General features: G+C 45.4%; 13 protein-coding genes. All 13 read right to left on the reverse strand.

Features of this window, described 5'->3' with window-relative positions:
- Positions 1–3: 3 nt before the first annotated feature.
- The 13 genes from J2Z65_RS09800 to J2Z65_RS09860 all read right to left on the reverse strand — a co-directional run bounded on the left by J2Z65_RS09800 (position 4) and on the right by J2Z65_RS09860 (position 22,963).
- Positions 4–3,156 (reverse strand): LamG-like jellyroll fold domain-containing protein, encoded by a 3,153-nt coding sequence (locus J2Z65_RS09800; RefSeq protein ID WP_209855839.1) that lies wholly within the window; start codon positions 3,154–3,156, stop codon positions 4–6.
- Positions 3,157–3,247: 91 nt separating this feature from the next.
- On the reverse strand, positions 3,248–8,407 hold the full coding sequence (locus J2Z65_RS09805) for a discoidin domain-containing protein (protein ID WP_167064950.1): 5,160 nt from the start codon (positions 8,405–8,407) through the stop codon (positions 3,248–3,250).
- Between the two features lie 32 nt (positions 8,408–8,439).
- Positions 8,440–9,288 (reverse strand): carbohydrate ABC transporter permease, encoded by an 849-nt coding sequence (locus J2Z65_RS09810; RefSeq protein WP_167064953.1) that lies wholly within the window; start codon positions 9,286–9,288, stop codon positions 8,440–8,442.
- 13 nt (positions 9,289–9,301) lie between these two features.
- Complete coding sequence (locus J2Z65_RS09815; RefSeq protein WP_167064956.1) at positions 9,302–10,255, reverse strand: carbohydrate ABC transporter permease; 954 nt, start codon at positions 10,253–10,255, stop codon at positions 9,302–9,304.
- Positions 10,256–10,336: 81 nt separating this feature from the next.
- Positions 10,337–11,728 (reverse strand): ABC transporter substrate-binding protein, encoded by a 1,392-nt coding sequence (locus tag J2Z65_RS09820; RefSeq protein WP_338111777.1) that lies wholly within the window; start codon positions 11,726–11,728, stop codon positions 10,337–10,339.
- A 220-nt stretch (positions 11,729–11,948) separates the two neighbouring features.
- Positions 11,949–13,223 carry an ABC transporter substrate-binding protein gene (locus tag J2Z65_RS09825; protein ID WP_167064959.1) on the reverse strand — a complete coding sequence of 425 codons (1,275 nt, stop codon included), beginning with the start codon at positions 13,221–13,223 and terminating at the stop codon, positions 11,949–11,951.
- A gap of 26 nt (positions 13,224–13,249) precedes the next feature.
- Positions 13,250–14,239, reverse strand: coding sequence for a substrate-binding domain-containing protein (locus tag J2Z65_RS09830; protein WP_167064962.1), 990 nt, complete (start codon positions 14,237–14,239; stop codon positions 13,250–13,252).
- Positions 14,229–16,028: a cache domain-containing sensor histidine kinase gene (locus tag J2Z65_RS09835; RefSeq protein WP_244999145.1), complete on the reverse strand. Its 1,800-nt coding sequence runs from the start codon at positions 16,026–16,028 to the stop codon at positions 14,229–14,231. Before J2Z65_RS09835 ends, J2Z65_RS09830 begins: the two co-directional genes overlap by 11 nt.
- The gene (locus J2Z65_RS09840) at positions 16,028–17,644 is read right to left on the reverse strand and encodes a response regulator (RefSeq protein ID WP_167064968.1); all 1,617 of its coding nucleotides are present in this window, start codon (positions 17,642–17,644) and stop codon (positions 16,028–16,030) included. The genes J2Z65_RS09835 and J2Z65_RS09840 overlap by 1 nt, the downstream gene beginning before the upstream one ends.
- Positions 17,645–17,873: 229 nt before the next feature.
- Positions 17,874–18,809 carry a substrate-binding domain-containing protein gene (locus J2Z65_RS09845; protein ID WP_240159941.1) on the reverse strand — a complete coding sequence of 312 codons (936 nt, stop codon included), beginning with the start codon at positions 18,807–18,809 and terminating at the stop codon, positions 17,874–17,876.
- Positions 18,796–20,019 carry a response regulator transcription factor gene (locus tag J2Z65_RS09850; RefSeq protein ID WP_167064971.1) on the reverse strand — a complete coding sequence of 408 codons (1,224 nt, stop codon included), beginning with the start codon at positions 20,017–20,019 and terminating at the stop codon, positions 18,796–18,798. Before J2Z65_RS09850 ends, J2Z65_RS09845 begins: the two co-directional genes overlap by 14 nt.
- Positions 20,016–21,803 carry a sensor histidine kinase gene (locus tag J2Z65_RS09855; protein WP_240159942.1) on the reverse strand — a complete coding sequence of 596 codons (1,788 nt, stop codon included), beginning with the start codon at positions 21,801–21,803 and terminating at the stop codon, positions 20,016–20,018. Before J2Z65_RS09855 ends, J2Z65_RS09850 begins: the two co-directional genes overlap by 4 nt.
- Positions 21,804–21,910: 107 nt before the next feature.
- A complete protein-coding gene (locus J2Z65_RS09860) occupies positions 21,911–22,963 on the reverse strand; it encodes a substrate-binding domain-containing protein (RefSeq protein WP_167064977.1) in 1,053 nt (350 codons plus the stop codon).
- Between the last annotated feature and the right edge of the window lie 21 nt (positions 22,964–22,984).

Genomic DNA, 22,984 nt, shown 5'->3' on the forward strand with positions numbered 1-22,984 from the left:
ATTTTATTCCATAATTTTCATTGCAATGAAGGCCAGATCTGTGATATCAATATGTCCGTCATTGTTCGTATCTGCATACTTAATGCTCTCCCAATCAGGACTTGCGGATGATTTGCCGTAATTAGCAGCCATCATGCCCAAATCGCCGATTGACACTTTTCCATCATGGTTCAAATCGCCAGGGATGCCGGCAGGAACAGGAGTTACTTGAACGCTTAGGGAGGAATTTAACGCTTTGAACTCGTTTCCTTGCTCATTTCCAAGCGTCGTACCCGTTACTTCGATGATCGTCGTATTGGCCGCAGGAAGCACTTTTGAGTTAAATGTAACCTTGAACAATTGCGTATTTCCTGTAATCGCATGACCGGAACCTTGGCTGGCCGCAATCAGGCGAAGCTTACCTGGTACATCGTTCACCGTTCTCACAATGGTATGGTTCGGAAGCAGCGGCTCCGCCGACACAAATTCCATCACGTTCGGATCATAGGTTAGCGTAATGTCTTCCGCATACACCTGCTGCGTCAAGCTGTTCAAGACATAAGTAACGGTTACCGGCTGTCCGCTTTGAACGTTGGAGCTTCCCGTTAATGTTGTATACGGGCTTTGTGGAGCGACCATTTTCACCACTACTGCTGCACTCGTTTGCTTCCCTCCGTACGTTGCCGTAACGACGGTTTCACCTTGGGAAACACCCGTGATTGATCCGATCGCCACCGTCGCAAGCAGCGGATTGCCAAGTTCGAATGTGGATGCAGCTGTCACATCTTGATTGGTTCCATCTGAATAACGGGCCATCACTTTCACTGCTGTGGATTGACCTTGATTTACTTCGTAGCTTGCTGCATCAAACGCGATGGTTTGCAGCGTAGGAGCTACTTGATTTTTCCTGCTATCTAGCAGCGTTTTTGCCGCTTGAAGGGCAGAGATCGCTGTTACCGCCTGCTCTTTTGTCGTCGACCATGACTGGAACGTCCCCGTTGCCCGGACGATTTCAGAGCGGTAATCATCCATCGCTGCCTGCGGATACAGTCCTGGGCTGCTGCCTATAACATTCGGGTTGTCAGCAAGCGCCCGCGCTTGATTTAAATCAGCGTATAGCTGGTCAAATTCGGCAATGGCCATGCGGTTCGCCTGCTCCTGATACGACTTTTGAACTTCATCCGCGGTAAGAGCAGTACTGAATAGTCTAGCTACGCTTACGTCACCATTTAACACGATACCGCCCTTATTGCCACTGGAAGGGTCGGCCCCTATGGCGAAATTCATATTCGGCTGCTTGAGTTGGCCTGTGGCATTCAACGACTTCACTTTTTGACCGTTCAAGTAAAGCGCGATTTGCGTACCGTCATAGGTAGCCGCCAAATGATAAGGTATTCCTGCCGCCAGCGTGACCCCTATACGCTTATAGGCCCCTTCGATATACGCCCACAACTCTACATTGCCGCCGCTCGTCGATTCAAACGAGAGACCTCCGCTCTCCGTATTGCCGAAAATCGCCTGATTGCGTACGGAGTTCAAGATGAAGTCTGCTTCCAGCGTAAATTCGCCGACGACCTGTTTAATGGAATTTCTTGGCGCGATCCGGAAAAATTGATCGTTGCTGCCGTTCATTCTGCCCACATATTTTTTGAACACGTTGCTGTACACAATCGTCGCACCACTGCCATTCGCTACGGCATCATTATGCGCTGAAGACCGATCCTTGCCTGTGCCGTCGGCAAAGTCGATGTCGATAACCGCCATTTCATCGATCGAAGCTGCCGGCGCCGTTCTAAACTCCGTCGTTAGCGCCGTGTTGCTGCGGTTATTGAATGAATCAAGCGCCCATATTTCAGCTCTGTAAGGCGTGTTTGGACGAAGTCCGGCAATGTCCAGCGACAGCGAGCTCGGAACAGGATCGTAGTACCATTCGGAAAAAGCTTTCTGCGACATGGACTGGACATTCGAATCCGCTTTGATCATATTGATTTCATACGAATGCACCATTAAATTGTCTGTAGCCTGATCGAATTTCAACTTGACTTTCTGCGCTTGAACCGAAGAAGGATCTACACTTGCTTGTGCGCTTGCAGGGAATACCGGCTTCACCTGATCGCGATTGTTCGTATAAGTGAACATCGATTTGTCTGCTGGGTAACGTACTATATAATCTTCACCCGTCCACTTATTGGCATGAAAATCTCTGCGTTTGATGACGACCTGCCCATCCTGCACCTCAACAATCAACCCCTGCATGATATGGTCGTCTGGGAAATTACCTTGTATTTTGCCTGGTTCAAGTTCCGGGTAGCTGATGGCCGACGTACCGAGTGAGGTGAAGTCCTGCTGGTGAATCGATCGTGGATCGTCGATCGGATAATGGGAATGTCCCGTAAACGTCACGACCTGCGGATATTTGCTTAATGCGTTATACAGCTTGGTATTGAAATAACCCCAAAGATCGCTGCCGTAAACGGTGTCCTTGATGTGCTGATGATGAAAGACGAAAATCGGTTTGTTCGGATCTGCATTCTCGGCAAGCTTTTGCTCCAGCCAGGCGATCTGGGAATCTGACATTTTGCCGTCTCTCGTAGAATCTTCCGTTCCTAACATAATAAAATGAAAACCGTTAATCCATTTATCGTAAAAATAGTTTTCTGTGCCCGTCTTTTGTTCGAAGCGGTCTTGCGCAAGCTGAGGCGTCAGACCATTGATATACTCGTGATTGCCGATGACGAACAAATTGGCGGCTGACGGCACTTTCTTTCGATTAAAGATGCTCATGACCGAATCATATTCCGAATTGGATCCGTGCTCCGTCAGGTCACCTGCAATGGCGATGGCGTCATAGTCAGGAACCAAAGTTCGAAGCTGATCCATCGCCTGCTCGAACTTGGGAGCGTCTGTCGCGCGGTTCCCCATCTGTAAATCGCTGATAACGGGAAAAACGAGATAGTTCCCGTCGGAACGCTTGCGGGGTGTGTAGACGTCTTCTGTCACGGCGGCTGATTGCGTCGAACCATGCACCGTTTCGCTTATCGCCGACAAATCGATGCTTTCGGCTCTTGCTACACCGGATTCAATTGTTTTACCCGGCAAACTGTTCAGTGTCAGAGCACCGATTACGAGTAAACTTGCGGCTGATTTCCGGATTTTTGCAAACGTCTTGGCATGCATCTGGATTTTGCTCCCTTTCATTGTCAATTAAGTGGAATAGGAGGAATCTCTCGAACCGACAGTTCAAGAGTCCCTCCTTTCAGCTTAGGTACTATTCCATAATTTTCGATGCAATGAAGGCCAGGTCTGTGATATCAATTTGTCCGTCATTGTTTATATCTAAATGCTTAACGCTCGCCCAATCAGCGCTTGTGGAGTTTTTGCCGTAATTTGCGGCCATCATGCCCAAATCGCCGATTGACACTTTTCCGTCTTGATTCAAATCGCCAGGAATGCCGACAGGAACTGGTGTTACTTGAACGCTTAGGGAGGAATTTAACGCTTTGAACTCGTTTCCTTGCTCATTCCCAAGCGTCGTATCCGTTACATCAATCGTGGACGTAGTAGCCACAGTCAGCGCTTTTGAGTTAAATGTAAGCTTGAACAGCTGCGCATTTCCTGTCACTGCGTGACCTGCACCTTGGCTAGCGGCAATCAGGCGAAGTTTACCTGGTACTTCGTTCACCTTCGTCACAATAGTGAGGTTCGGAAGCAATGAATCCGCCGACACAAATTCCATTACGTTCGGATCATAGTTTAGCGTTATGTCTTCTGCATATACCTGCTGCGGTACGTTGTTCAATCCATAAGTAAGCGTTATCGGCTGTCCGCTTTGAACACTGGAGCTTCCCGTTAACGTTGTAGACGGACTTTGTGGAGCAACCACTTTCACCACTACCGCTGCAGTCGTTTGCTTTCCTCCGTACGTTGCCGTAACAACGGTTTCGCCTTGGGAAACACCCGTGATCGTACCGTTCGCCACCGTAGCAAACAACGGATTTGCGCTTTCAAACGCGGATGAAGCTGTCACATCTTGATTCGTTCCATCCGAATATCGGGCCGTCACCTTTACTGCTGCGGATTGCCCTTGATTTACTTCATAGCTTGCTGCGTCAAACGCTATAGTTTGCAGCGAAGGTGCTTCAACCAGCTTATACACGTTCAGCTCGGAGGCAGAGGCAAAGTTGCCTGCACCTGCTGTTGCTTCTAGCTTAATATAAGCGGCATTCACCGGAGCAAAATTGACTTCTTTCATCACGTTGTTTTGCAGCCACGCTCCGCTCGCTACTTTCGTATACTGTTCGCCGTCCTGACTGACGTATACGTTATAGGCGGTGATGGTACCGTTGCCGGCATCCTGACGAGGTGTGTATTCCAGCTTGCTGATTTTGTAAGTTCCACCCAAATTCAAAATGATTGATTGGGGCAGTGGATCAACATTGAACCATTTGATGTGCCACCAAGTGCTTAGATCCCCGTCAAGAGCCAAGCCCGGCTCGTTACCGGCCTGGAAGCTTGCAGCCGTCGCTGTCATTTGCGTTTGCGGGATTTTCACCAAACCGGTTTGCCCGGTTACCGTGACATCGACCGTAGCTTTAAAGCCGCCATCCGCCGTAGTTGCAGTAATGGTAGCCGTTCCTGCGCCTTTCGGAGATACGACGCCTCTCTCATCTACCATCGCAATAGCAGGATTGCTTGAGCTCCAAGTAACTGATGTGTTCGCTGCATTCAGCGGCATTACAGTTGCTTCCAAAGCAACCGGCGCATCGAGCACGTTCATCGTGAGCGCCGAACGATCCAACGTTACACCCGTTACAGGAGCCGTTCCGATAATCGGCAAACCGATCAGCTTCACATCCGCAATGCTAGCTTTCGTGCTTGCATCAGGCAGTCCGGTAATCGTAATTCTCACGTAGCGCCCTTGGCTGCCAAAAGTATCTTTAAGCACTTGGCTTGCTTCGGTATTGTTCATGCGGTTTAACACTTGAATCCAGTTGCTGCTGCCCGCTTCCCGGACTTCCAGCTTGTATTTGTACACTTTATCGCTCTGTCCAAATGAAATTTCTAACCCTTGAATTGAGTGCATTTTACCCAAATCAGCGGACCATACATGGCCTGGGCTAGCATCATTTGCCGACCAAAGGGTATCCAGTTTGCCGTCGTTGGCATTGCTTGCCGGGTATGCCGGATCTGAGCTGTCTGCCGACGCTGGTTTGCCTTTCAAAATATCGCCCAAGACAGGAGGCGCTTGAGGCGTTTCATATACGTCGATTTCGGATGCTGAGGCGAATCCGCCTACGGCAACTACCGCCTCCAGCTTCACATAGCGAGCGTCAACAGGTGTAAATTGGACATACTTTTTAATATTGTTGCGGGTCCAAGTACCTGTGCTGATTTGCGTATAGTTCGTACCGTCGGTACTTACATACAAATTATAAGTCTGTATCGTACCATTCCCGGCGTCTGTACGCGGTGCATAACGGAATTGGCTAATATTGCGAACTTTGCCGAGATTGATAATAATCGATTGCGGCAATTTGTCAGAACCGTCCCATTTCGTGTGCCAGACAGAGTTCGAATCCCCGTCGATCGCTTTTGAAGCTTCACTGCCTGGTTGTGCGCTGAATGCCGTTGCCGTCATTTGATTTTTCGGAATCGCCAGAGGCGTTGGCACCGAACCGTCACGGTACACGTTTAGTTCAGCCGCAGCCGCAAAGCCATTTACCCCTGCTGTTGCTTCCAATTTCACATACTGCGCTTCTGCGGTAGGGAACGTCACTGTTTTCTCCGACTTATCCGCATTCCACGTTCCGGTGGCAACTTTGGTAAAGTTGGTTCCATCCGTGCTCACGTACACGTTATAAGCTGTAATAATGCCGTCCGTGCCTAAATATTGTCTTGGCAAATATTTCAATTTGTTCACGGAAAACTTCGTGCCCAAATTTAGCGTAATCGCCTGCGGTAGCGGAGTGCTGCCATCCAGCTTGGTGCTCCAGACGGTCTCCGTGCTGCCATCCAGTGCATTAGCTAAAGGAGAGGTTGCATCCGTACTTGTCGCCGTTGCCACGATGTCCCCTTGCACGATTTTCGTTGGATCGTTATCCGGTTCCGGCAATGAAATGACGGTTGCGTCAGTCAATGGAGTCGTATCTGCTGCAAAACCGGCTACTTTCACTTCGAAGCCTTGGTTAGTCGGCATATCCGGCGTTTTGATGTAAACAATTCCGCCTTTATCCGCGCTATCAAAGTACCAGCCGCTTGCCGCTGCCGCCAGTTCCGTTTTGCTTGCATACTCCGTATAAGCGGAGCCGCCAACCGCAACGCTTGCCGGTTTCGCATGCATATGAATTTGGAATTGGTTCGTACGCGCTGCCAGCTTGCCATTGTAGTCGCCAACGCTTGCTCCTACTTGAACCTTCAAGTCACCTGTTCCGGTTTCCGGAGCAATCGAAGTAATTAACGTTTTCGCGAATTTGCCGCTGCGGTGCTCTCTAGATACCCCATCATCCTCGTACATCGTGAATGAGGAAGTTTTGTAAGGATAGATATCATACGTAATCGGATTCGGCGGTACTTGACCGTCGTAAAGCGTTTCCGGATACATTGGAATAATCGCGCCTGCTTTGACGAGAAGCGGCAAACGGCTAAGCGGAGCGCTGTATTCGTCCAGCATTTTGGAGCCGTAATGCTCTGTACCCGTCCAGTAGTCAATCCATTTGCCTTTCGGCAAGTAAATGCCGTTTCTTACCGACGTATCCTTGTAAACCGGTGCAACGAGCAATGACTGCCCGGACATGAATTGGTACTGTGTCAATGTGTTCTTCGTATTCGGATCGTTCGGGAATTCGTAAACCATGCCTCTGGTAAACGGTGCTCCCGACTCATAAGCTTCATTTAAATAGGTATAGAAATAAGGTGTCAAACGCTGTCTCAGCTTCAAAATATCACGGTTGTAACTTGTATAAGGCTCACCATAGCGCCATGGCTGCTTATCTACGGATGCCCAACCGGACATACTCATAAGAATCGGTGTAAACGCTTTCCATTGTAGGTCACGAACATACGTCTGGGCGCTGCCGCCGAAGATCCCATCTACGTCACCGGTAGCGTATGTCATACCTGACAGACCGGCGCCAATCATCGAAGGGATATGGAAACGGATATATTCCCAGTTCCCGGATTGGTCTCCCGACCAAACTGTCGAGTAACGCTGCGTACCTGCCCATCCGCCGACAGACCATACGAAACCACGATCGTTCGAGTTGTTTTCAACGCCATCATGAGCCTGTCTTGTTGCATCAAGAGCGAAATCATAGCCTGGTCCTACCCAAGCGACATCCAGCTTATTCAGACGAGTACCGGCTACACCAACTTCCGTTGCGATATTCGCAAGTCCGTTTTGAGTCCACAAGCCGGTGTAAAAGCCCAAATCATGAAGCTTCTGCACCGTGTTTGGCAGCTGCACATACCCGCAGCCGTATCCATCGTTCGGCAGCAACCATCCGCCCGGCATGTCATTGTCACGGAAGCCTTGAGCCACTTTCAACACATCCGGCGTCGTCAGCTTATTCGGCTTGTTAGCGCCTGTGTTGCTTGTGTTATAACAATCCGCATCCCCCATGCTCATCCCCCATCTGGGAATCAGTGAAGGCTTGCCTGTCAAATCTGTATAGCCGTTTAAAATATCCTTCATCGTATCGCCGTAAAAGTAATACGCGTCAAAACGGTTCTCATTGTGGGTCAATTGTGCAGGACTGCCGAAATCGTATGTACCGTCTTGGAACGTGTTCCGCAGAACGCCATAACCAGCCGTGCTCAGATAAAAAGGAGACGGATTGGAGACCGTGCCGCTGCCCCAGTCGCCAAAGTTTTTGGAGATCTTAATCGTTTTGTCACGGTGAGAGAAAAATCCATTTTGCATCCCTCCGCCGTAGTAATATTCATCGGCTCCTCTGACAAGCTTCTGAGTTGTCGAGGAAGAGCTATAGTTTAATGGTGACTCCTCTTGCCATACGACAGTTGCATTGTCGCTCTTGTACATCGCGAATTTGAACGGGCTTTTGTATGCTCGTAAAACGAACTTGCCCGTTACCATTTTGTAGTAGCTGCCTTCATCTGACCAATCCACAGCTACCGGACCGAAATCGTCCTTCACGACAATCGGCTCTTTAGGCGTTTGCGAGCTTTTGCCAGCCAGCGTTTGAAAATTACCGCCTACGCCAAGCCAGATCCGCACCATATCATCGCGGTTAAAAATAACTTTTACCTTATCGGTGCCGGATGTAATCGTAAACGTCTTCGCATCTGTTTTCTCGAAATTCGTGATGTCGCCAACCGCTGCTGCATGTGTCGTTGTCCCACCTAAACATATGATCGCTACTACGAACATCAGGCAAAAAACAAAACCAAAAGCATGTTTAAGCGTCTTCACCTCTTACACTCTCCTCTTCAAAATCAACCATTTTACCCTTTTAATGCGCCAGCCGTTATCCCTCCTGTAATTTGTTTTTGGAAAATACTATAAAACACAATCGTCGGACCCATAGATATAATCAGGGCAGCGAAGAGTGGTCCCCATTCCGTTCTGTACTGCATTTCACCCTGCATAACCGCAATGGCTACCGGTATCGTATATTTGGATGGATCATTAATCAGCACAAGCGCAAACACATATTCATTCCAAATATTCAGCACGGTAATGATTGCCACAGACATCATTCCCGGCTTGGCAAGTGGAAGCATAATCCGAAAAAAGATGCCATAGTGAGAAGCGCCATCCATGGAGGCGGCCTCTTCCAGTTCGCTTGGCAGCGATTTGAAAAAGCTGACCAAGACGAATACGGCAAACGGCACTGCTGTGACCATGTAGACTAAAATAAGGCCAATTAAATTGTTCGTTAGATGAAGATCATTCAGTAAAAAAAATAGGGGGATGATGCCAAGAAATGTTGGGATCATCATGTAGGAAAGATACGAATAGTACAATAAGCCGTTTCCTCTGAACGTAAAACGCGCAATCACATAGGCCGTTGTAGCCGATAAGAACACTCCAAATATCGTGCTTACTAGAGTTACTACCAGTGAATTCATAAAATTATGACCAAAGTTATACTTTCCCCACACGTACGAAAAATTGGACCAGAGCAGAGGTAACTTCGGCAGATCCCACGGTCTTCCCAAGAAAAACTGCTGATTATCTTTCAAGGCGCTAAGGATCGTCCAGATGAGTGGATAAAGGACACATATCGCCCAAGCTATGAGAATGAATTTGAAAAACAGCCGGAATACAGGATTGACTATACCTTGACTCATATGAAAAACTCCTCTACGTTAATTCAATTGTTTCTCTCTTCATCAGCCTCTGAAGGGTTGCTGTCGTTATTAAAGAGAGAACCAAAATGAGGACGCCAATCGCAGACGCATAACTGAACTTGCCGAATTTGAATGCATTCAAATACAAATAGGAGCCCATGACCTGTGTGGCATTATCCACTCCGCCTTCGAAGGTCATAATCGTTACGATGACGAACGATCCGTTGAGTGTCGTCATAACAATCCATACCACGGAAGTCTTGATTTGCTCCCACGAAAGGGGAAGCGTAATCAACCAAAATTGATCCCATTGTGACGCTCCGTCAATGTCAGCTGATTCAAATAATGACGATGGAATGCTGAGAATACCGGCGACCAGTAAAATAATCGTGAAGCCAATACCTGCCCAGATCGAAGGCGGCAGCAGCGCGAATATCGACCATTTATCGCCTAACCAGGCGAAATCAAACTTCTTATCTGTAAATAAGGAGATGAAAGAATTCAAAAATCCAAGGTTCGGATTATACACATAGCGCCAGAGAACCCCGACGACAACAACGGAAAGCACGTTAGGCAAAAAGAAAATGATACGATAAAAACCTGAGCCTCTGATGTTGAAACGAGTTAGCGCTAGCGCGAATAACATGGACAAAACCATAAAACCAATGACTTTACCTACGACCAGAATATAATCGTTTCGAATTGTCTTTAGGATCACACTGTCATCCATCATATCCTTGAAATTTCCAAGACCGATAAAGTTATAGGTTTCGGATCCGCCCGACCAATCAAATAAGCTAAGATAAATACCTTTAAACATCGGATAAACGGTAAACACGAGATATAGAAGCAAAGTTGGAAGGATAAAGGAAAGAATGAACATATTCCGCTTCATCTTTGCGGTACCGATTCTCTCACTTGCTTTCCGCTCTATTTTGGCCGTTGCGGTTGTCTTGCTCACTTTCATACTTTCCTCCAATCTAAGCTGCTGAATGACAATAAGGGAATCCGAAGCATTCCCTTATTATCATTCCAAACTTACTATTGCTTATTTTTTTTCTTTAGCGCGAATTTTATCAGTAGCCTCTTCCATACGGTCTGACCACTGCTGCGGTGTAATTTCACCTTTCGTAAGAGCTAGCGTTGCGTTGTTTCTTGCTGTTACAAGTTCCTCAGGGATAACAATCTCAGGCGCAACAACCGTGTTTGGTGAGTTATAGAATTTAGCTGCTTCTTTCGTAAGCGCTGGAGCATTTGTTCCTTCAAGATCTGCCTTGATGTTAGCAGGGGCTTTGGAAAGCTCAGCCCATAATTTACTCTCTTTTTCTGTGAAAATGAATTGCATGAAAGCTTTGGCTGCCTCAGGATTTTTCGCTTTCTTCGCGATGGCAACTGTGGACGTGTAAGGATTCGCTACGAATTTGCCGCCTTTGTCTTGACCGATGGAAGGCAAGAATCCAAATTCAAATCCAGCTGGAATATCTTTCGCCATTTCACTTTCAACCCAAATGCCTGTCGGTATGAAAGCCGCTTTGTGCTGCAGCCATTGTGTTTGGGAATCCGTGTGATTCAGAGCCGGTGATCCTTTGTCGATGAGCCCTTTGTCTCTCATCTGCACAATTCTGTCGAGAGATTTCATAACAGGCTCGCTCTTCCAAACACCCTTTTCGAGGGAATTAATCTTCTTGAAAATAGATGTATCATAGTTGTTCATTGCAATAATCGTTGGGTCTAACAATCCGCCGTTGATGTAGTACGGATAAACCCCTGTATGGATATAATCGCTCATTTTACCATCGGCTTTAATTTTCTCGCCTAAATCCATGAAACTTTGGAAGTCTACAGGCGCTTCCCAACCTTTGCTTTTGAATAATGCTTTATCGTAGAACGTTCCCCAGGAGCCGAAAACGAGCGGAACAGCGAATTCTTTGCCGGGTTTATACTCCTCAGGCTGAGCGATCAGAAGATCGAGAATCTTCTTCCCATCTACGTTTTTGGCATCCTTCAGCCAGTCCGTAATATCCATCAGTTGGTCATCTGTTACCATCTGTCGTGTATTGGAGCCAGCCCCGTCGATGTATACAAAATCAGGCGGATTCCCTTGAATCCAACGTGGTTTCATTTGATCATTAATTTTTGCTCCAGCGGATTCCTTGATCTTCAAATCCGGATTCTGCTTTTGGAAATCAGCGATTGCCTGTTTCCACCATGCGTCGCCGTATCCGCCGACAAAGTATTGAATCTCAAAGTCACCCGTAAGCTTTGTTCCCGCAGGACTTGCGCTCGCAGCCGGTTTGGCGCTCTCCACCGGTTTTACACTGTCAGCCGGCTTTACCGACGCACTGGTCGTATTCGCATTGTTACTTCCACAGCCCGTTAACGTAAGTACAACAGTCGATACCAACATACCCCATGCCATTGCATTTCTTGGCTTCATCATCGTAAAGACCTCCCTAGAGTTATGCGGAGCAAACGTGATTTGAAAGCATCCGCTTCTACTAATTTCCAATTCCTTTGTACATCTTTATCATAGTAATTTTCACCGCTTTCAACCATTGATAAAATAACTGTAAATAGTTAAAAAAGTATTGTCTTTTTGTACGTTGTTGTAAAAAGAAACAAGGCCAGGAATTAATTCCTGACCTTTGCCTAAATTGGGGTTAGTAACTTTTGTCGATAGCGATTTGCTGCAGCCGGTCAAGCGCTTGTTTAGGCGTCATCTGGCCGAGCAAAACAGTTTGCCCCATATTTCTGGTCGCGTTCAGAACGGCAGACCATGCGGGATTATTGATGGGGTAAAACTTTGCATTTTTAATAGAGTCCAAATTTTGCTTCATGGATGGATCATTAGCCGCCAATTTATTGCCTACTGTACGAATGGTTGGAAGAAAACCTTCCCGAAGAACGAATTCTTCGTAACGTCCATCCTCATAGATAAAATCAAGAAACTTGGACAACGCATCCTTGTTGGTATGGTCCGTTTTGAAAGACATCCAAACGTCCTGCACACCCAGCACCAAAGGCGTCTGCCCCTCCTTAACCGGGATTGGGCCTTTCCCCCATTTCAGCCCTGGGTACTCATGTGGGACGACGGCCTCAAAATAGTTGCCTGAGATCAGCATCCCTAACTTGCCGTTTCCTAGAATTCGCTGTTTTTCATCGCGTGTTGTCACCGCTGGTTCTGGATCCGTTAAACCTTCTTCATACAGATTTTTTAGAAAGGTGATGCCTTCCACATTCTCAGGTGAATTAATCGCCCACTCGCCATCTTTCATCCAGCCACCGCCGGCACCATAGAAAAAATACGAAAGATACGCCCAAATCTCATTATCCGTCAAATCGACGCCGAAACCGTCCACTTGTTTGGTATTTTTTATTTTGCGCGCATCCTCCTCTAGATCCTCCCACGTTTTTGGCGGTTCTGTAAGGCCAACCTCATTGAAAATATCTTTGTTATAATACAATTCGCGGATGGTCGTTACATAAGGTATCGTATACTGCGTGTCATGCATTTTACTGCTTTCCAGAAGATATGGGTAAAACTTTTCCTTCAGTTCTGGGGAAAGAAGATCCTCCATGCTGTTGAGCAGTCCGTCCTTTGCGAAATGCGCGTAAATGTTCGTGAGCAGCAAGTCCGGAGGTTGATTGCGGCTGATCATGGTATTGGATGCACTATCCAGAATGTCCCAGTTAATGACCTGCAGTTCCACCTTGATATTCGGATACTTCGTTTCGAATTCTTTCACTAGATTTTCAAAATATGGCTTCGTAGATGTGCTGTACTCAGCAGCCACAAACGTAATCGTCGCTTTCGCATCAGGATCGGCAGAAGCCGGATGGTGAACTTCCTCGTTGATGCATCCGGTGAGTAAAATGCCCGTAAGTTGCAGGAGCATAAGCGACGAACCTATTTTTCTTTTACTTGTTCTGCTCATTTTTTGATCCCCCTTCCGTCATATCACTACTTTTCCACCAAAGGGAAGAGAAGCTCCTGATTTTCTTGGGTGTACATGTTTTCTTTGGTTATGACATGGGCGTCTATATTCACTTTGGGGTTCACCTTAATACCGGATAAAGCCTGCACCGCTGTTTCAACGGATAAATAGCCCATATTGAAGGGCTTTTGTACGATTGTGGCCTTAATAACCCCTTCTTCCAGAAGCTTAATCTCATAAATGGAACTATCAAAACCGACAATTTTAATTTGATCTTCCCATTTTTTCTCTTTGATTGCCCTCGCCGCCCCTAACGTAGCCGTTTCATTCAATGTTGCAATACCCTGGATGTTCGGATACATAGCCAGCAGATGTCTTACCTGTTCGTAAGCCGCATCCTCTGTACCGTCAAACCCATAACTCCCCGCGAATTCAACACCGGGAAAATTAGCTATGGCCTCCTTAAACCCGCTCTCACGCTCCTTCTCGGCGATCGTCTGTTTATTGCCGCTAAGTGTCATCACACGAAATAATTTGCCGTTCTGTCCGCCTGCCAAAATAATTCCGGCTTTTCTCCCCGCTTCGGTATTGTCGGTTGCAATAAGACTTGCTTCTGCACGGGTATGAATCGGCGAATCGATCAAAATGAGTTTCGTTCCGGACTCCGTTATTTTTAGGGCAGCAGGCCCAAGCTTCTCGTAATCTGTGGCTGCTAGAATGATAGCGTCAGGCTTCTTCACAAGCGCTTCATCCACATTCCGAATTTGTCCTGCGGTATCCGTCTCCGATACGGGTCCCGTAATATCGATATTTACAGCGAACTCTTTTGCTGCCGCTTTTATGCCTGTACTAACCATTTGCCAATAATCCGAGCGAATATTGTTCGTTTTTAAGACAACAGCGATTTCAAGCTTTCTTGGATTCGTAATACGCAGCATCTCCATGCTGGTTACTACGACAAAACCAATTATAATCACGAACAGTACAGCCAAGAAAACCGGCTTTTTAATGGCCATCGATGACTCCTTTCTGGGCACTTTTGGGGAGTACAATCCGAACCTCCGTTCCTTCCCACTTTTCACTTTTAAAAGTAAGACCAAATTCATTTCCGAACAGTTTGATGCGTTCGTTCACATTGCTGACCCCAATCCCCTTTATGATGCCATCTTTCAGTTTCAAAATTTGATCCAGCTTCTCCGGTTCCATGCCGACTCCGTTATCCGCGACAACAAACACAATGTTATCTCCGTCTTCTTTTCCCGTTATTTTTACTACACCGGGCTCCAGACTATTTTTGATACCATGATAAATCGCATTCTCAACAATGGGCTGCAAAATAATTTTCGGAATATGGAACTCTAGAATCCCAGGATCAACGTCAATTCGAAAATCAAGCTTATCCTTATATCTCATCGATTGAATGAGCAAATAGTTGGTGATATGCTCGATCTCCACCCGAACGGGAACGGTTTCATTATTTTTATTAATAATCGCGCGAAACAGCTTGGCGAGCGAAGAAGTCATCTGGACCACCTCATCATGCTTTTTACGCTCCGCCATCCATATGATGGAATCCAACGTATTATACAAAAAATGAGGATTAATTTGCGCTTGAAGCAGCTTCATTTCACTCTTTCGCTTGCTTTCCTCGTTCTGGATAATTTGATTCATTAAATCTTTGATTCGGCCGACCATGATATTGAAGGTTTGACCCAATTGTCCAATTTCATTCTCGCTGCGAAAGTCCGAACGAATGCTGAAGTCTCCTTTTTCCACTTGCTTCATATTGCTCTGCAGTTGTTTAATTGGTCTTGATAGGTGGCGGGAAATAAAAAATGAGAGGTACAACGCGATGACTAAAGCTAGAATCGTCCATAAAAAATACGAGATGTTAATTTGATACTGGTTAGCAATGAGCTCATTGGCATAGGCAACCCCGACGATTTTCCAACCAAAGTGCGTCTCTTGGATCGTATAGATCCGTTTCTTGTTCCCATCCCCTGTAATAAAGCTTCCGCTCCCGGACTGTTTGACCTCATCGATCATCTCTTCCTTTAAATTGCTGTTAATCAGCTTTTGCTGCGGGTGATAAACGATGCTTCCATCTTTGTCGAGGATGAATACATACCCTCTTTTCCCCAGATTAATATGATTGCAGATTTCGCCAAGGACATTTAAATTCAAATCGACCAGGAAAATACCTTCTCCCGTAATGCCGTCTGCACTTTTCAGTTCCCTGCTCAAGGACACGACCCAACGGTACTCATTCTGGATAATGTTTTGGACATGCGGAGCAGAAATAACGGATTTCCCTCCTTCTGCCTTTGCATTTTTGTACCAAGGCTGTTCCTGGACGTTGGCGTTCATATTCAAACTTGTAATTCGACGGTCTGAGACAAATCGGTTATTGTATCCAAAAACCATAATTGAAGCAATGTCTTTACGGGTAATCAAGATGGACTGAAATAAATCGGATATTCTTTTCTCATACGGTCTACGTTCTTCATCACTGATAAAGCTCGTCTCTGTAATGTAGTATTTCACGTCCTTGTTCGTCGATGCAAGCATGGAGATGTCTTCCATATTGGTTATGTACGATTGAATATTGATATTAACCTGTTGGACAATTTCTGATATATAGTGCTTTGAATTCATTTCCACTGCTTGAGCCGACAGATGATAAGAGATGTAGCTTGTGATCACGATCAGAAATAAAATCAAGCACGAGAAGACGACAGAAATACTTGATTGAATGCTTCTAAATTTGAAAAGAAATGACCCAACATCCCATTCTTTTCTCATCATTATTTCTCCCTCAATAACTTTTCTCGGTATTCCGTAGGGGTTGTCCCTGTATGTTTTTTAAATAACACACTAAAGTATTGAGGGTCGCTATAACCAACTTTTGCCGCTACTTCATAAGATTTCAAAGGAGTCTGCTGCAGTAAATCCTTTGCTTTATCAATCCGCACTCGTGTAACATATTCCATGATGGTTTGTTCTTTATTTTGCTTGAATACGGTACTGAAATAGCTTTTACTCAAATGTACATGGCGGCAAAGTTCATCAACCGTAAGGTTCTCGTTCGAATAATGCTTTTCGATGTAATCAATTACACTCAGAACCTGCATTTTCGTTTGGTCGCTTCTTTGCTCTGAAATATAAAAAATCGCTTCTTTACAAATCGTTATGAGCCATAATTCAATTTCATCCAACGTTTTGAAGCGGTTGATATCTTTGAGAACGATTTCATGTCCCTTGAAATGAACAGCATCATTGCCTGCGAATTCGTGAATCGTATTCATGATGGCAATAATAATCGACTGAATTTGTAAATAACAAGCCCCCATTGGCATGAGCGAGGCTTTTAAGTTGCTTATCAGTTGATTGATTAGAACTTGCGCTTCACCTTGTGTTCCCGTTTTGATAAGGGTAGAAAACCTGCGATTCCACTCAATGTCCAACTGCTGAACGGGTTTATTGGTGCCTTCCATATCATTGATGCTAATGACCTTATTTTTACCAAGCAAAAACCTGTAATCCAGTGCGGAAATTGCCCCTTTGTAAGATAGAGGGAGCTCGTTTAACGTACGGCAGAGCACACCAACCCCCACGGTAACGGTGAATTTCAAATATTTCTCCATGCAAAAGCGGATCACCTCAGATAAGTTGAGCGCAGCCTCATAGGTCCCTTCTTCCGCTTCCCCGGAAAAGATGACAATCATGCGTTCCTCCCTCGTTCGAAAAACGATCGCCTCTTTTCCTTCCATCACTTCTTGAACAATATTAAAGGCTGCGGATCGGAATAGCTCCGGATCATTTTGCCATTTTTCTTTTTTAATATCGTCGAAGTCGTCAATGTCAATCGCTACAACAAGATAAGGTGGGACAATCTGCGGCAGACTGAAATATTGGAACCTTTCTTGAACCCTGACGTCTCTTAAAGTTCCGCCTACTAATTGTTCTAGAAACCGTTCTCTTAATAGCGGCAAGCTTTGATGAAGCTGCATCTTCAGAAGCGAGAGATTCTCGCGATTTTCAGCTTCCTTGTCCATTTCTAATTTCACTTTATCCAGCAGATTGCGAAGTTCGTTCGCCGTAATCGGTTTTACAATAAAATCGTGCACTTTCAAGCGCAGTGCTTTCTGGGCATAATCAAACTCATCATGACCGGTCAGGATAATGACCTTAATGTACGGATAGTTCAAATGAATTTGTCTGGTCAATTCAATCCCGTCCATAAACGGCATGCAAATATCAGACAAAACAAGATCCGGCCTAAGTTCTGAAATTGCTTCCAATGCTTCGCTGCCATTTCTGTAATCTCCAATACATTCAAATCCGTGCCGTTCCCACTCGATGCTCTCTATGATGCCTTCTCTCACTTCGATTTCATCATCAACGATCACGATTCTATACATGGTGTACACCCCTGTCTCTACATAAAAAAACGGATTTCCAATAATTTCAGGAATCCGGTTACAACTTGGATGTTTCATTTCCTAATATTATACAAGTCTTTATTAACATCGGGAAGGAGTCTATTTTGTATGGTTTTGTCGAAAAACCCCGTTTAATCACTGAATTTCCAAGCGGAAGCAAGAGAATGCACAAAATCAAGCATTAATTTTACTTATTTGTATACGATTTTTACCTCGTAATAATACGGCTTTGGAGAGTGACCTTTTTCGGGATTTTGTCTTCCTTATTCAAAATTTTCATTGCATATTGAATCGCATCTTTTCCTCCTGTCGGATATGTGAAGGTACCAGCCAAAACTCCGTTGTTCACCAATTGAACCCCTCCCTCAGAGCCTGGGAGCCCATCAATCCCTATAAATTTAATATTTTTAATTCTCAATTTGGAAGCTGCCAGATAAGCTCCGAGTGCCATGTCATCATTATGAGCAAAGATGACGTCAATTTGCGGATAAGTTACGAATCGCTGTTTGAGTTGATCCTCTGCTTTATCCCGCAGCCAATCTGCGACAATCGTATCTACGACATGGATATTCGGATGTTGTGAAATAACCTGGAGAAAGCCTCTGCTGCGGCCAATAACAGGCGGAGATTCGGAAAGCCCTTCGACTTGCACGACATTCCCTTCTTTGCCAGCTAGCAAATCGACAACGAATTGTCCGGCTTGCCTGCCAATCAACTCATTATCCGGTCCAATATAGAGCGTATGGTTAAAATCCGGATCATCCCGGTCCAGTACAATGACGGGAATTGTTTTGTACACTTTGTTTACGATCGGCGCAAGTAATGTGACCTCATTAGGTGAAATGATTAATAAATCGATGCCAAGCCGCACCAATCGCTCAACATCGCTTACTTGCTTTTCACTGCTTTGGGCAGCATCCGCAAAAATAACCTTCACATCGCTATAATTCTGAATCTCGGCTTTAATTTCCTTATTCATTTCAATCCGCCACGGCTCTACTAAATTGGCTTGTGACATGCCAATCAAAAATTGGGTTGACTTCGGTGTTTGTGCAGCCGGCCTTAGGCAACCCGTCAAACTGTACGTGCAAACTAGAATAAAAACAATGGACACGATCCGGCTTTTCCAATTAGATAAGAACATCTATAGGATTCGCCCCGCTTCTCCGATATTCCGTTGGTGATATCCCGACGATTTTCTTAAATGCCGTGCTGAAATAGTGCTGCGATGAATACCCTACCTTCTCAGCAACTTCATACATTTTGCAGGAAGGGTCATTCATCAGTTGAATTGCCCGCTTGATCCTTATTTTCGTCAAGTAATCAATAAAAGTAGCACCAAGCTCCTGGCGAAGCAGGCGGCTTATGTACGCTGGACTAATCTGGAACTGCTTCGCAACATCCTGCAAAGAAAAGGTCTCCAGGTGATAGTGGGTATCGATATATTTCTTGCTTAACAGCACAATGGGAGACCAATGCTCCTCGACCATCATTTCCTGAACAAGCTGCCCATAAAGGTTCGGAATACCGCACCATTGTTCTCTTTGCTGAGCAATAATATGAACATTGCACTTCAAGAACTGCTCTATACTCATCGTCACCTGCTCCGCTAAAGTTTCAAAATTCGTTTGATCATTTACATGCATGAGGACGACAACATGATCTTTCGCATCTCGAAATAAGAGGGACTGTCCTCTGCTTGACACAATCTCTTCCGCTACATTCTGGACGGCAAACAAGAGCAATTGACGATCCCATTCTTTGAATCCTTGACCAATCATTAGGCGATCCGTTACTTTAATGAGCATCATGCCCAATTGAGCCGGTACTCTTATGTTGAAGAAATCAAGCTGTTCCCTCACTTCAATCTCAGAAAGCTGTCCATTCACCCATTCATTCAGAAAGCGATCGCGAATCGAGGTGAAATTTTTGGTTAAATGGTTATTCGCCCAATTCATGTATTTATTCTGGAAGCTGAACTGCTCCAGCTGCTTTTTAGCTCGCAGAACGACCTCCTCCAGCTCCTCCTGCCTGACCGGCTTTAATAAATAATCAAAGACGCTCAATTTCACCGCTTGATGGGCAAAAGTAAATTCATCATGTCCGGTAATTAATATCACCACACTATGAGGTAATATATGGTTCACTTTCTCTACAAGCTCTAATCCATTCATTATCGGAATGCAGATATCGACCAATAAAAGATCAGGGCGAAGCGTTTGAGCTAATTCCAGCGCCATCTCGCCATCCTCGGCTTCCCCGACAATCTCCATGCCAAGTGATTCCCAATCGAGCAATTGACGTATTTTCCGTCTGATTTTCGGCTCATCATCAACAATGAATACGTTTATCATTTCAGAACCACCAACTTTTCCAAAAGTGGATGCCACACTTCAACCGTTGTCCCTACGCCATATTCACTATGAAACGTCAGACCATATTCATTTCCATAATTAAGCTTGATGCGTTCGCTTACGTTATAGATGCCGAAGCCTTGCAGTGCGCTCGTATCTTTTCCCGATTTCTCAAGCATATGACGAATCTCTTGAAGCTTCTCTGGCTGGATGCCAATGCCATTGTCTGAGACACTGCAATAAAGCATTCCCTTTATAACTTTGGCTTGCACGGACACCTTGCCTACGCCTCTCCTTGCTTTAATTCCGTGATAAATGGCATTTTCTACTAAAGGCTGTAGTGTTAGTTTCAAAACGAGTAAATGTTCGAGCCCCTCTTCACATTCAATTTCAAACTCCAGCTTTTCCTCATATCTGATCTTCTGGATAATTAAGTAGCTTCTCACGTGGGCAATTTCATCGCTCACCGTCAGCGTTTCTTTTCCTTTGCTGAGTCCGATACGGAAGAAATGGGTCAATGCGTCGATCATCTCGACCAAATCCGTCGCCCCCCGTTCATGCGCCATCCATTGAATAGCATCTAAGGTGTTGTACAGAAAATGCGGCTTAATCTGCGCTTGCAAAATCTTGATTTCCGCTTCCCGTTTTCCTTGCTGCTCCTTATACACCAGTTCGATTAAGTTCCGAATCTCTTCCAGCATACTATTGAAACCGTTGCCTACCTGCCCAATTTCGTCATGGTATTGATTGTCAAAGCGCACATTCAAGTCGCCATTTTGAACTTTTCGCATCAAATTCTTCAATTTATTTAGCGGGTTGGCGATGGATGACGTATAAAAAAAAGCTAGTATCACCGCGAGGATGACGGTCAGGATTGCAATAATAAGGGTATACAACCGAATTCTCGATGCTTCTTTAAATGTTTCTTTGAAAGAGAACACCCCAATTATTTTCCACTTTGTAAAATCCGATTTCGTATAAATGATTTGGTACTGATTATGATTAATGGTTTGCGTAAATTGCCGGTTTGAACTGTCTCCCAGCCACTCTGCATTAATTCGATAGACAACCGGATTATCCGGCGAGTAGACGACATCACCTGCGGCATCCATCATATAAACAAAGCCGGTTTTGCCTAACGTGATTTTCTGAATCATTTTCTCAATCGTATCGAGCTTGAAATCGATGGAGATTACCCCTACGAACTTCTGCGTCATTGGATTTTGAATGGCTTTGACGACGGATAGGACTTCCTCCGCGTTTACTTGATTACCCGATGTCAAATTTCTGCCAATCGGCCTGGAGATCAGCAGCAGCTCACCTTTGGATGCTATGGCTCTTTGATACCAATCCTCCCGGGTTAACGGATCACGCGAGATCCGGTATTGCTCATTGCTTATATACAGGTCACTGTCATTCACTACGACTATTCCGGCAATTTCCGGATGAACCTCCGCATATGTCCTTAGGAGCCTGCGCACATCCGTTTCAATACTCACTCGATTTGGTTCGAGCGTGTTGCTGGTTTGAAGAAAAGCCATCATACTTGGATCTTGCGAAATATAGTGCTCAATATGGTCCATATCTTGAATATAAAACTCTACATTTTTCTGAATCTGTTCGATAATTTCTTGCGCATGCAGATTCGTTTCCCGTTCGATGGAGCTGGTATAAATAATGTCGCTGATCAAGCCGATCGTAAGAATAGGCAGCAAAATGAGAGAAAGGAAGTAAACTAATAATTTGAAGCGTATTCCTTTCTGTTGAAAAGCTCTGCGCCACAATCCCAATCCAGCCACCTTCTTTTTCTAAGTAGATTCGTGTTTGAATGAAAACACAGTATCCTAACAGCAGGAAGCTGTTAGGATCTGGCTAAAGGCTATGCAATTATTTATTGGCCGCCATACTTTTTGAGCATTTCTGCCGCGTTATCTTTATTAATTTCTTGCGTGCCCAGAATAACTTGCTTTTCAAGTTTGGCTCCTTCTGTCAGCAGCTTGTGCGCGTTATCGATCGCTTCCTGCCCGCCTGTCGGATATACGTAAGTAGCGTTTAAGCGGCCAGCGAGAATACTTTTGATACTGCCGTCCGGTGTCGGTAATCCATCTGCTCCAACGAACAGCATTTCTTTCTCGCGTCCTGCATTCTTCGCAGCGGTGTAAGCGCCTTCAGCCATCGGATCGTTATGTCCAAAAACAACATCGATCTTCTTGTTCGCTTGCAGAATGCCTTCCATGACACTTATCGCTTTATCTCTTAGCCAATCCGCATTTTGAGCGGCGATAATTTTAATATTGGGATTGCTCTTGATGCCCTCCATGAAGCCATCATGTCTTTCCTTTTGCCCTGACGTGCCTTCAAGACCTTTGATTTCAACGACGTTACCGCCTTTATCGCCTAACGTTTTGGCTACCCATTCGCCGATTCCTTTGCCGATGATAACGTTATCAGCTCCGATATGCTGTGTGAAGGAATCTCCTTCTACACGGCGGTCGAGTGTGATAACCGGAATGCCGGCATCGTAGGCTTTTTTCACAACGGCCGTTAAAGGCTTGGCCTCATTCGGTGAGATGATCAAGAGATCAACCTTTTGTTGGATGAAATTTTCGACGTCGGCAATTTGTTTGGAATTGTCTTGCGCCGCATCGGCATAAACAACCTTGAAATCAGGGTATTTCTTAGCCGCATCGGCTATTTGAGCGTTCATCGTTACACGCCATGGTTCACCCAGGTTCGCTTGAGACATCCCGATTAAGTAGCTGGATTTCTTCGGTTTAGACGCTTCTGATGCTGCGGGCGCTGCGCTAGGAGCTGCTGTAGACGCTGCTGCTGTTTCCTTAGCCATAGGACTAGATGTACTCGTAGTCGTCGTGCTGCTGCCGCATGCCGTGAAAAGCGAAGTCATCATGATTGTTAGAACGGAAGCTAAAACTAATTTTTTCATTTTACATAACCTTCCCTCTTA

The sequence above is a fragment of the Paenibacillus aceris genome (assembly GCF_017874035.1).
Taxonomy (GTDB): Bacteria; Bacillota; Bacilli; order Paenibacillales; family NBRC-103111; genus Paenibacillus_E; species Paenibacillus_E aceris.